We start from the raw sequence: 14,276 nt of genomic DNA, 5'->3' as shown, positions 1-14,276 counted from the left end.
TAAATTGATGGTTTTTAAGATCTTTAAGGGTTATGAGATCAGGCTTGCACTCGAATTGGTGCTAAGAGGTGAAGCAATTGAAGGCAGAAATACGAAGATAAAAAAGCACGCATATGCGTGCTTTAAGAGAGTGCTTACTGATAAATAAATCAGACAAATGAGCAACCCTACTCATGAGGGAAAAGGAAGAAAAATTCTCATGAGCAGGGCTTATTTGTATTACTTCTCTAGCTTAGTGAAGTAATCAAACAGTACTGGTACGTCGTTTTGACCTAGACCTGCATCAACAGCAGCTTGTAGGCTCTTAGAAGTACCTTCAGCGATTAAAGACTCAGTACCTAGGTCTGAAACCATCTCTAGGAAGTAACCAAGGTCTTTGTTCGCGTTTGCTACAGAGAAACCTAGCTTCTCTTCACCGTCTACTGCGTAGAACTTACAGAACTGCATGAACGGAGAGTTAGATGGGCCTGCAGACATGATGTCGAACAGCTGTTGACCATCAACGCCAGCCAGTTTTGCAACTGCGAATGCTTGAGACATTGTTGCTACTGTCGTCATGCCCATGAAGTTATTAACAAGCTTAGTTACGTGACCAGAACCTAGTGCGCCTAGGTGGAATACGTTCTCACCTTGCTCATCAAGAACAGGTTTAACTTTGTTGAATGTTTCGATGTCGCCAGCAGCCATGATGTTTAGTAGACCATCTTTCGCGTGAGCTGGTGTACGACCTAGAGGTGCGTCAATCATACCAGCGCCTTTCGCTGCAAGGTCTTCACCAATCTTACGAGTTGAAGCTGGGATAGAAGTACCGAAGTCGATCAGTGTTGCACCTTCTTTGATACCCGCTAGGATACCGTCATCACCGTATACCACTTTTTCTACAACAGCAGACGTTGTAAGACAAAGCATTACGATGTCGCTGTTTTCCGCAAGTTCTTTGCCAGAAGTTGCTTCTTTTGCACCACGAGCTACACAAGCTGCAACTGCGTCTTTGTTAAGATCCATAACGTTTAGCTCATAACCACGTTTTTGTAGGTTCTCAACCATGTTGCCGCCCATAAGACCAAGGCCAATGAAACCAATGACAGGTTTTGTCATAACTAACTCCTAAACTCAAGTAATGTGTTATTGTATGATTATATTATATTGGTGCAAAACCTATTGTGCAATGACCTTGAGTTAGAATCTGTGATCAGCTAGACGTATTAGGCTTGTAATGGGGTATAAATCAGACAATATGCCAGTAAATAGTCAGACTATTATCTACTTTTGGCAATAAAATTCGGTTCAGCATGATTCTGGAAACCGAAGAAAGGTTTTCAGATGAGCAACGTAACAAGCACGCTTTGTAAGAGTACAAGCTATTATCAAGTAGCGAATAAAACGCCGACTCAATTGAGTCGGCATCTCTCTTTATTAAACGTTAGTCATTAGCCATGAATAATCACATTCTGCTGCACCAACGCATCTAAGATGTCATCAGACATATTGCTAGCAAGTGTCAATTGCGGAGCAAGATCTTCTACCACTATCACCTGTTGGGTGGTTCCCATACCATCTGGGTTTATCGTTAGCTCGATGTCATTACCGTCCACGACTTTTGCATCTATCTGTTGTAACAGTACTGCCATATCAAGCGTCGTGTTTTGTAGTTCAGGTAACACTTCCCTGAGATCGATAGTATCCCCTTCTGACAAATCAAAGTCGGTAATCTTGTCTTCGACACCATGTTGGATGTTGAGCCAAACGAAAGAGTCCATCCCATCGCCGCCGGTAAGGATGTCAGCGCCATCGCCACCGATTAAGGTATCATTACCGTCACCTCCAATTAGCTCATCATCTCCACTACCACCTTCAAGTCGGTCATCACCAGAGCCAGACTCTAGTTGTGTATTACCTCCGTCGCCAAACAACTGAACATCATCCGCCGTAGCACTTAGATCAATGTCTGTTGCATCAGCCACAATCGTTAGGTTGAGGTCTATCTCTGAAGAGGTTGCTCCTGGAGATATCACCATATTCATATCGTCTAACTCCGAAGATACCGCTTCCAACTTAATCGTATGTGGTGTGGCATCTTGCGGAAGGTCAACAATCTTTAAGCTATCAATCGCATCAGCGGATGCGACCCAAACACCACTATTAAGAGCGACCGTACCCGCACTGCTTATCACGGAAGCACCCGCTGGCACATCTTTGATATTCAGAGTCAGGATCTCATTAATATCAGCCAACGCCGCCACAATACCGACCAAAGGAATACCACTCGCACTTGCGGTTTGACTGGCAGTAATGTTGCGAACATAGTTCATAGCAGGATCAATCGACAAGCTCGGTGTATTAGCGACCGGCGTTACCTGAATTGGGTAGTTCTCCGGTGGCGTAGTGATAACAATACCCGACGGGTTGCCACTGTCTTCCGCAACCACCTGTAGATTAATACTGTTTGTTGGAATGTATTGAGTGTTCACAAACAACCCGACAGGATTGGCTGGTGTATTGATGATATCGTTGATGTCAGCCGGTGTCCCTTCTAGGATAATTGAGTTAGTGCCCTGCCCACTAACCGTCACAGTGGTAGTTGTCGGCGGAATTACCGACAAGGTACCAAAGTCGACACTCAAGGTGACCGTCATAAAGTCACCAGCGTGGGCACCGACGTAATCTGGGTCAGCAACGGTAATACCACTAACCAATTGGTCGACGTCTTCATCAATAACTGACGTGACATTGTCACCGTTAATCACGGGTGAATCGTTAATACCTGTTACGGTTAAGTTTAATATGCCGCTATCTGTTAAGAAGTCATCAACCCCATTGGTTTGCCCATTGTCTTGAATGGTGTATGAGAAGCTGATGTCTCCACTGGTCGCATCGTATTCATCGTTAGCATCAAATACCCAATAAGGTCCAGTGATCGATGGGTCGTCAGCTCCGCCACTGTTTTCAAAGTACTGCAACTGACCTTGCCCTGTAGTGAGGCTGACATCGATAACGGTCAAGTTATCCCCTTCAGGATCACTCGATGCGGCAATCAAATCTTCAGCTTTAATCACGATTTGATCATCTTCAGAAATCGTTCCTAAATCGATAACGTCGGCGGCATTTGGTGCATCATTAACCTCAGTAACTTTAATCTCAAAGGTCGTTTGGTTAGTCAGTGGGCCCGGTGAACCATTGTTACCACCGTCATTGACCTCCGCGGTCACGGTAGCGACCCCGCTCTGATTCAAGTAGTTTTCATCAGCACCTAATTCAAACCTAACGCTGCCTGAATCTAGCGCATTGTTGATATCCGCCAAGGTCCCTGTAAGCGTCAATTCAATGCCATTGCCGGATACAGGATCTACGCTTACCCCTGTTGAAGAGGTAAAGGTCAACTCACCTTTATCCACCGACAACTTGAGCGTGTATATCGCACTTGGATCATCATAAACCGCATCTGGGTCCTCTATTTTGAAACCAGAGATATCGCTCAAGGCAATCGAGGTATCTTCCGGTGTCTCTAAGTTTTCAATATTAACAAAGGTTGGTTGGTCATTAATTGGGTCAATCATCAAGTCCACGTTGAAGGTCGTTTCTGGACCTAAATACTCTGTGTTGTCTGCATCCGTATCGACTGAACGCACAGAAATAGACAACGGTGAATCAATACCCAGAGCGTTACCAGTATCGGAGTTATGTTCACCAGAGTTAAAGACGATTTTATCGAGTACGGTTGCATCAACATCTAGCGTCCACGTATCGGAGCTAGCATCATAGGTACCTAATGTTGTGCCATCTGGATACAAAATTGAAGCATCAGAAGGAACATTGCTAACGACCACTCGGATAGTCTCTGGTTCATTCTCGGTAGTCAGCGCAGGCGCAGAAGCGTCTTTATCAAGAATGCTCGCATTGATTTCGATATCAATATTTTGGCCTTCCAATCCTGAAACAGAATCCGTCGGATCCGTATCAATATCATCCCCTACTGGCAATACATGTACTTGGAATTTTGGCAGAGTGCCTGCGTTAGTTGGGATACCTAATAGCGACTCTTGCGTGAACACCTCAACACCAAAATCAAATGTACCGCTGAAGTTTTTCGGTGGCAGCACCGATATTTCACTTAAATCAAATGAATTTGAGACACTGGACGGCAGTTGGACACTCCATACACCTCCACCATTGTTCTTTACGGTAAAATCAGAGCCGCTATCTACTCTAAATTGGAAACCATCAGGGACACCCGTGAATTTGATAGAAACAAACTCTTCCGAACCATCGAGATCAGTCAAGGCGATAGAAATCGGACTTGAACCCGCAAGTGAAATCTCTTGATCTTCGTTGCCTGTGATTTCTACGACATCAGGATCACTTCCTGGCCCTGTAATTTGAACATCATCAACGACAGGAACAACATCAAAACTGACCGACGTTGAGAAGGACTCGCTTGTTGCATCTTCCGTTGTGCTCGAGCCCCCTTCATTAAACGTCGCCGTATCTAAAACGTTGCCGCTCACGGTAACGCTAACGGTACTGACATCCACACCGTTTACATCATCGTAAGTTGGGAAGTTTTCTTTCGGTCTAAACAGCACTCCAGATAAAGCACCACTTTCAATTTCACTTTCGGTGAACGATATAGATGCGCCCAGTGGGGTTCCTGTATCACTGTAAAACTGACCATTAGTTGTATCATCCAATGTTAAGGTCACATCAGTAAAGCGTTCGTTACCACCTTCAATACCATTGAATTGGTCCGCTACAGAACCAGAGAAGTCGAGCACAATATAAGTATCTTCATAACCAACAGCTTCGGCTCCCGGCTTGCCATCGATATCGACTGGATTCAAAGCATCGTCCAAAGAACCTGCGATATTGACAGAAATACTTGGTGCTACGTCGGTTACCGCAGAAACTTTGATGATGGCGCTGGTTTCAAGCATTTTCTCATCGCCCGATGTCAAATCTTTGGTGATAACCGTAAATGGCAACTCAAAGTCTCCGGAGTAATCCGCGGGGAGATTTAATACCAAATCTGAGAAATCTGGCGCTACACCTTGTACCAAAGTGGACTGGTAAACGTATTCCCCGTTAACAAAGTCAATTGCACCACTGCCACCAACGCTGATATTAATGGTTGTTTCGTCAGGGCTTCCTGGATTAATAACGACGGTCTCATCAATCACGATGGTAATTTGGTCATCAGATGCATCACCACCAGTGAAACTAATGACGCTTTCAAGAGCATCACCCAACATGAGTTGGGTATCCTCAGTGGCATCAATTGTTTGGTCCGGAGTCACAACGATATCAGCAGCGATTTCTCCGTTGCCAGTTATCTCTTCAGGGAAGGTTAATATCACGTCTCCCTGTCTCTGAACAATCGCAGATTGTTGGTCACCCGGCTCATCGCCTAAGTCTTCAACTAGCGTAAAGACTGTCATTTTTATACTGCTGATGTTAGTCGATACACCATCATCATATGGTGCAGTTAGATCCAACCCTTGAGGCGCACTAATCGTAAATGCATCTTCATCAATTATCACCCAACGACCATTAGCTTCATAAACCGCACCAGTCACAAGTAGTTGACTCAACACTTCGTATGGTAGAGCGCCGCCAGACGTGGTCGTCAATTCAATGATGGCTTCATTAACGACTTCATTGACAGGAAACTCTGGTGAGACATCTTCTTGTTTGTAACGAATAACGTACTCACCACTGGTTGTAAGGTTATTGCTATTCGTTGTGAAATTAATCTGCCCTGCGGCATTTGACGCAATGGTTGTCAATTGTCCAGTGCCGTCCTCATTAGAGAAGACAATCAAGTTATCAGCATCTGTTGGCTCAACCACAGGAACCACTTGCACGGTGATAGTACCTGTAATCGGTGGGTTGGCTTCAATAAAGCCACCATCTTCTCCCAGCAAGCCACTTGGTGTGTATTCAAAATCTCGCTCTTCAACTTCCAGAATTGTAGTGATCGTAAAATCTTCACTGGAATGTTCCGGAGGTGTTAGTTGGATAAAATCATTGGCCAACGCAATCTGAGTAAACTGCTCTGGAGTTTGAGATGCATCTTTCGGGGTAATAACCAATGTGCCAGCCACGCTGTCATCAACAGTAACATCACCATTAACGACCGCGGTCACACCTGCTGGTATTCCATTGATCGTGATGGAAGTAAAGTGCTCATCGTCATCAATGTAATTCGCTCCTTGTGGGTGCCAATCAATATTAATGGCGGTGTCTTCGTCTCCAATAGTGGTGTTACTGTAGGTTGCAGAAGTATCGATCCTTGGTTTGATAAGCACTCGAACTTCTTGATCGAACGTTAAGGTATGACCGTCATTCTCTGTAACGACGATACGCCCTTGAATGTGAATATTCTCAGTAGAGGAGTCAACAGGACGAATGATGATACCCGACGCTTTCCCAGCCTCTGTAATGTTCGCTTCATATATAGGCTTATCAAGATCAGGATTACCACTGCTGTCTTCTTCATAACCAACAAAGTTAAGATCTATTACCGTCCCATCTCCATCTTCGATAACCACACCCTCTGGGATACCGGATAGAATAACGGTTATCGCTTCTGAACCATCACCAACAAGCGGTGCGTCATTAGGATCGTCAGGTCTTCGCTCACCTGACAATACAGTGAAATCAAGAAATGCGAAGCTGTCTCCGTTCTGGCTCTCTTGGATTGTTGTTTGTACCCCACTCACACCTACATCAGTAAACGTCACCCAATCAGTGCCGTTGGTTCCACCAAATGGCACATCCGCGACACCAATCACTTCAACATTGACCCTCTTAGGACCAAACGTTACTTCATCAGTTTCTGGCCCAGTCGAGAGCGAGGCTGTGTCTTTTACGACGCCCAAAACATCAAAGCTGAAATCTTCATTGCTGTGCTCTTTCGGGATCACTTCAACATTGGCGAGTTCGGAGTAAAGTATTTCTTGGTAATCGACGCCATTAATCGTCACAGTCGGGATAACGGTGTTGGTTCCTAATTCGTAGAGCTCTGCACCTTGAGTGATATTGTAGATTCTTACGTATAACAATTCGGAACCGTCTGCATCAACTGATGGTTTCATCGTGATCACGTCATCAAGGGTGAAGGCAACTCTATTATTTGGGTCACCAACAACATCTGGATCTAAGATATTGTCTTCATTGATGGTTTTACGACTCACACTTAGGGTTCCTAAGTCCGCATCTGGAAGTACATCAATCACTATCGTTCTTTCTTCAGAAGTCGCAAACCTTTTACTGTTGGCTCCGCTATTGTCAGAATCTAGGAATGGATTACGGGTTTCTTCCGTCAAAGCCACCACTTTGAAGCTAATTGTGCCCGAGAAATTATCAATTGGATCGACAACTGTGCTATTGATGTCCGCCGCATCAATAATATATGGACCACCATCCGGCCCTATCGGGCTTCCTGAGCTATCCAATAGAGTGAACTTCCCAGCCCCCGCTTCGACTGTCAGTTGATACGTGATTGTTTCTGGTCGAGAAGCGTCCTGAGTATCAGCTTCAAGATTAAGCGTGATGGTATTGCCGTCTTCCGTTACCGGTATATTTGCCCCCATGCCGTCGGTATCTGGTAGGTAGGTATATGTGCTATTGGCATCATTCCACTCAGCTTCATCAGCCACCGCTTCGATTTCAATTCTAAAGTTTGAACTTACGGTATGGTCAGGAGCACCGTTATTGTCGATCTCCAATTCATAGTTGATCCTTACACCATTTCCATTTGTGCTAAAGTTGCGGTCAGGTACAAAGTAGAGATTGTCGATAGTTGCAATGACATCTTTAGGATCTGTGGTGTCATCTGGGTCTGGCATAAAGCTCTGAACAATATCTGCACCATCCAGAATGAAATTACCGTCACTATCTGTCGACAACTTCACGTACTCTGAACCATTAAAGTAGTAAAACGTGCCTCTGTGGTTGGTATTATCAAATATCTTCAGTTGCCCGATCGCTTCAGCGTTATCTTGGTCGTACAAGTTAACTTGCAATGCAACTTGAGCCGGAGCATCCGGTAGACCATCTTGATTATCAAAAGTATTTTCTAGCTCTGCAGGTTCGCTACCCGCAGCGTAGTTAATAGATGGATCTCGGCCAATATCTTCTGTGGTTGTGACTTTCAATGAAACGGCAGTTGAGTCTTGGTCGACGATGGTGATATTCAACGGCGTTTCAGAGGTATCCAAATCCGCATCGGTTGCTACTACGTTGATTGAGAAGTTAATCTCATCCCCATCATGATCAAGATAACCATTGGCTCTGAATTCAATTTCACCGTTAGAGTTGATGCGCAAGCGACCTAACTCTCTCTCGTCGACAACATTGCCCCCAGCATCAAACTCCTGTTCATAGACACGTACCTGTTGAACACCAGAAGTAAGATCATAGGTATTACTTTCTGTGTCGCTTGGGTTTCTTCTGAATACAATCGCCGTATCGGTATCAGATACTCCTTCGATTTGGGTAAGCACAGCCCCATCAGCACCCGTATCTGTTGCATTGGCAAACATGTTTACTTTAGAGCCGTTATAGTTCTGACCCTCGAGGCGGGTAATAGATTGAGTCGTCACAAGAGGAACATCATCCGTCACCGATAAGTTAAGCGCTATTGCGTTTGACTGATCCCCATCAAAATCTTCTGCTACCACGGAGAAGTTCAGAGGAATACTGTTTTCCATATCCGCATCTGGATGCTTAAGCGGTTTAAACAATTCAAACTGGTAGCTATTGTCGTTGGTATCAAACACAATCTCGAACACAGCTTCGTTGCTGGTCTCCGTTTGTGCGGTATAGGTAAATGTGGTGCCACTTTCAACGACCGGCAGCCACTCTAAGCCTTCTCCTTCCGAGGTTAGCCCAGTTAATACAGCATCTGGATTTACCAACTCATAAAGCACGACTCCGTCGGCACCCTCATCAATCGTAAACAAACCGTTAATAACCGTATCTTCCGATTGATCCGAGCCTATACCGGTCAAATCATCTTCATCGACGACGGTTTCTCCTGTTGGTGCGGTCATCGTTGGTCCATCATCCAACACTTCTATTGGTAATCGGTATTGATTTGAATCATCACCATCACCATCGATCGCTACCACATCGAAAGGTATGGTTAGCGTATCTAGATTGGCAGGAGTGGTCGCGTGATTAAGAGGCCCTAACAGAGTAAAGGTATAGTCGCCGTCATTGGTCAATACTAAAGTAAAGATTGGAGTACCCGATGAATCTGTGGCTCCTTGATAAGTCGTGGTATTAGCAGCGCCTGTAATTTCTGTGATCTTAATACCTTCACTTCCAGACGAAAGCATCGCTTCCACTGTCGCTATATTACGCAGTTCGTAAGCTTCGACTTGGTCTGCACCTTCTGTGGTGACGAAAGATCCTGCTGCCTGTGTTGGGTTACCAATATCTTCCTCATCAACGATAAAGGTACTTCCCACGCCTGTGTCTGTTATTTCTGGTACGTCATCGGTAATCGTCACGTTGAGTGGTGTGCTCGCCGAATCAGTTTCATCCGTATCAACGGCATAAACCGGTAGAGTAAAGAGCTGATCATTATTGCCCTGTACAGAGTCATGATCGATCTCTTGCAGTAGTGTAAAGGTGTACTCTCCTAATACAGTAGTAGAGAATTTAATCGTAAAGATATCAACCTCTACATCGAGGGCATCTTTGGTAAAGCCGATATAATTCCCTGAGTCAGCAGGATCTTCTTTTATCTGAATGGCTAAACCGTTCGATTTAAGAGCACCACCGACATTAAACTCGGTCGGCTCAATTCGGAAGTAGCTAACATCATCACTACCAGCAGTAAAGGTGATCTGCTCAGTTTGACTTACAGGCAGACTTGGTGAAGAACCATCGGCTAAGTTAACTTCACTCAAACTCACTGGCGGAATAATATCAATCGTAGGTGGAGCACCATCACTAATGACTAACCTAACGGTTGCTTGTTCTAGATCGACATCTTGGTCTTGAGATTTCACAACAATGTTCTTAACAATATCGCCGTTTTCATGATCCAAGTTTCTGTTTGGCTCAAAGCGAATGTCGCCATTGATTTTGACAAACAGTGTTCCTTCTGGATACACAAATGCTTGCTCATCTGTATCGTTTTGATTCAGTGGCTGCTCGGCCCCTCCATCGTAAATAAACCCAGTGATTGTTGAACCGTCTGCACTCGGGCCTGGCATTGTTTCAAACACATTACTACTCACGACACCCGAAGTAGGCTCTGTGACAAGTAAATCCCCAGATTGCATAACCTGAACATCATCGCCTATCACAACTTGTAGAGGCTTCGGAGCAGATAAATCACCATCGGTATCTTGTGCATAAACCGATAAATCAAAGGTAATGTCATTATTGCCATCACCAGGGGCATGATCTAAGCGCTCCAATAGAGTAAACGTGTAAAGACTAGGATTTGAGCTATCAAACGTTAAGGTGAATATCGGCACTTCAACGCCCGGTGACACCGTTGTGAACGCCAGATAATCACCAGAGCCGACAGGGTCTTCTCTTAGGTCAACTGCCAGCCCATTCGATGTAATCGAACCGCCCGTGTTGAACAGAGAGGTATCGACGACAATCTTCGCGATGTCATCGCTGCTGGCGAATGATGTGATGAGATTGGTTTCGCTGATTAAGCTGGAGTCTGGTGTCGAACCGTCCGCTAAGTTACTTTCTGATAAGTTAACACTAGGAACTACGTTCAATTCAGGTCCTTCACCATCAATGATGGTCAATCGAACGCTCGACATAAAGACATCATTGTCAAAATCTGATGAGGTGAACACGATATCTTTAACAATGTTTCCACCCGAGTGATCAAGGTTTCGATTGGGCTCAAATCGAACATCACCGTCTAACGTGACAAACAGTGAACCTTCGGTAAAGATAAACTCTTGTTCACCTGTAACCGTTTGATCGAGTGAAATAGCAAGTCCACCACCGTAAGTAAATTCAGTAATGGTTGCGCCATCGGCACTTGGCAATGGCATGATATCAACCGTCGCTGTTGTAGGAGTACCCGTGCTTGGCTCCGTAATGGTTAGAATGCCATCCTGCATTTGCTGTATGTCATCTTCAATCGTTACCACAATATCACGTCGAGTTGACTCGGAATTATCCGTATCGACAGCGTAGATCGGCAGACGGAAGTTAAGATCGTTGTAATTCAGGCCATTGAGATGATCGAGAGCTTCCAGCAAGGTAATCGTAAATTGACCTTTGTTAACGCTATCGAAGCTTATCGTGAAAACATTCGTTTCATTACCTAAACCATCTGTCGTAAATCCAATGTAATTCCCTGAGTCCGCAGGTTCTTCTTTCAGCGCGACAACGAGACCATTCGACTTCAGCAAACCACCAAAATTAAATTCATTGGTTGCAATACGGAAGTGGCTAAGATCATCACTCCCCTCGGTATAAGTAATGGTGTGAGTAGAGCTCACTGCTCCCGCTGTTGGCATTGAACCATCAGACAGGTTAACTTCTGACAAATACACATCTGGCACAATATTGATAACAGGGTCAACACCGTCAGTAATAGTTAGAGTCACTGTTGCGGTTTGTACGTCTTTATCAAAATCGCTAGTGGTCACAACAATACTGCGAACAATGTCGCCAGCAGAGTGGTCGAGGTCTCTGTCAGGCTCAAAACGTAGAGAACCATCTAACTTAACAAACAGCTTCCCGTCTGCAACCGCGAACTCTTGCTCAGTGAAGTTCGTTTGATCTAGGGTAAACGGTCCGTCAGTGCCATACATAAACTGAGTAACAGTAGCACCATCAGCACTTTGTGTTGGCATCACGTCGACGATACCCGTTGATGGTGGCCCGCCAGCACCTGATGTTGTGACTGGTTCAACAATGCTTAGCGTGCGATCTTGAGTCTGCTGCAAGTCATCAGTAATCATGACGTTCAAAGAGGATGAAGCTGAGTCCGTGTTGTCAGCATCAACCGCTATCACTGGAATATCAAAGTCTAGGGTATTGGCAAGGTTGGCATCAGTATGATCCAGTGCTTCCAAAAGTGTGAATGTATATTGACCTATGTTGCTGTCAGAAAACTCGAGTGTGAATACATTCGTTTCCACATTCGAAGCGTCAGTGACAAAACCAACATAGTTGCCTGAGTCAGTAGGTTGCTCTTTAATTTCGACCGTGAGGCCGTTTGATTTCAATGTACCTGATGGATTGAAGTTTGCGGTGTCAACTCTGAAATGTGTGACATCATCACTACCCTCAGTGAAAGTGATAACTTTGGTTTCACTCACCGACGCCCCTGTTGAAGCAGATCCGTCACTCAAGTTCGCTTCATTTAGGTCAATATCAGGGATCAAGTCGATAACTGGAGCATCACCATCTTCAATCGTTACCGATACGGAAGTGCTAACAATATCTCCATCCCCGTCCACTGAATTGACAGTAATAGTTTTTACAATGTCGCCACTTGAATGGTCCAAATCGGACACTGGCTCAAATCGCATACTGCCGTCTATAGAAACAAACAGTGTACCTTCGTCATAAGTAAACGACTGTTCACCTGCCACATTTTGATTGAGTGTTTGTAGTGGTTCTCCGTCGTAGCTAAAGCTCGTCAGGGTTCCTCCATCCGCACTGCTGTCAGGCATTAGACTTATAGTATTCGACGTTTCTACGCCTGTAGTTGGCTCTTTCACGGTCATAGACCCTGCGACCAATGACTGGATGTCATCAGTAATCGTCACTGATAATGGTGACATCAATGAGTTATCACCGTCAGTATCGACAGCATAGACAGGCAAATTGAACGTGAGATCGTTGTTACCTTGAATCGGCGCATGATCAATGGCTTCAAGCAGCGTGAAAGTGTATTCGCCTAACGTGGTTGAGCTGAAATCCAACGTAAAGACTGTCGTTTCCACATTCGAAATATCAGTGGTGAAACCAATATAGTTACCCGAGCCCGTTGGCTCCTCGCGAAGTTCAATGATCAAACCATCCGACTTCAACGAGTTATCTGTATTGAACTCGGTCGGCTCTAGTCGGAACTTCTCGACATTGTCACTTTGGTGAGTGAATGAGATGGTTTCAGTTTGGCTGACCGCCCCTGTGATTGGAGAAGAGCCATCCGCAAGCCCTGCCTCTGCAAGCGTCACGCTTGGAACCGATTCAATGGTTGGGATGTCACCATCGGTAATCGTTAGCGTCACCGTCGCGGTTTCGACATCGATGTCACCATCGCTTGAGGTGAAGACCAGTGATTTGACGATATCGCCATTCTCATGGTCAAGATCTCGGTTAGGCTCGAAGCGCACATTACCTTCAATGGTCACGTACACATCCCCTTCGGTGAACGAGAACTTCTGCTCACCGGTGATTGTTGGATCTAGAGTCTGCGCAGCACCGCCATCGTAGGTGAACTGAGTAATCACCGCCCCATCAGCACTTTGCGCGGTCATAACATCAATGGTATTGGTAGTCACCGTACCATCGGCTAGATTCGGTTCAGTGATATCAAGTGTGCCATCCGCCATGATTTGCACGTCATCACCAATGGTGACCGTCAGTGGTGACATCAATGAATTATCACCGTCTGAGTCGACCGCGTAGACAGGCAAGTTAAAGGTGAGTTCGTTATTATTCAGGCCGTCAGCGTGGTCTAGTGCTTCGAGTAGCGTGAAGGTATACTCACCCAAAGTTGTACCTGAGAAGCTCAAGGTAAATACCGGAACTTCCGTGCCACCGTCATTGATAAAGCCGACGTAAAAGCCTGAGTCTGTTGGGTCTTCTTTAAGCTCGACCACAATATTATTTGAAGTTAATGCACCACCCGTATTGAACTCTGTTGGTTCAAGGCGGAACTTCTCGACATCATCACTTTGATTTGTGAACGAGATGGTTTCGGTCTGACTGACTGCACTGCCACTTGGGGTTGAACCATCGGCAAGTTGCGTTTCCGATAGCGACACGCTTGGCACCGATTCAATGGTTGGAATATCGCCATCGGTGATGGTCAGAACAACCGTTGCGGTTTCGACGTCCACATCACCATCGCTGGATGTCACCACAATCGATTTGACGATTGGGCCCGATTCATGGTCGAGGTTGCGGTTTGGTTCAAAACGCATCTCACCCTCAAGAGTGATAAACAGCGAGCCTTCGGTGAAGACAAACTCTTGCTCACCGCTATCCGTCTGGTCAAGCGTCAGTGGCGTACCGCCATCGTATGTGAATTGAGTAATCGTTGCGCCATCGGC

The 14,276-nt window shown here is 45.4% G+C and carries 2 protein-coding genes (1 of these 2 only partly in view); both read right to left on the bottom strand.

What is annotated here, in order from left to right:
• Positions 1 to 219: 219 nt before the first annotated feature.
• The gene (locus AC6I7V_RS06075; RefSeq protein WP_498011544.1) at positions 220 to 1,098 is read right to left on the bottom strand and encodes an NAD(P)-dependent oxidoreductase; all 879 of its coding nucleotides are present in this window, start codon (positions 1,096 to 1,098) and stop codon (positions 220 to 222) included.
• Positions 1,099 to 1,430: 332 nt separating this feature from the next.
• Positions 1,431 to 14,276: the final stretch of a retention module-containing protein gene (locus AC6I7V_RS06070; RefSeq protein WP_498011543.1), read on the bottom strand. Its footprint extends 16,749 nt past the window's final position; only the last 12,846 of its 29,595 coding nucleotides appear in the window; its start codon lies off the right edge, out of view; its stop codon occupies positions 1,431 to 1,433.

It is taken from the genome of Vibrio sp. KUL70, assembly GCF_059725515.1.
This window is presented reverse-complemented; position numbering and strand designations above follow the sequence as displayed.

Excerpts from the sequence above, each read along its gene's own strand:
- AC6I7V_RS06075 (WP_498011544.1), bottom strand. The coding sequence starts at position 1,098 with ATGACAAAACCTGTCATTGGTTTCATTGGCCTTGGTCTTATGGGCGGC.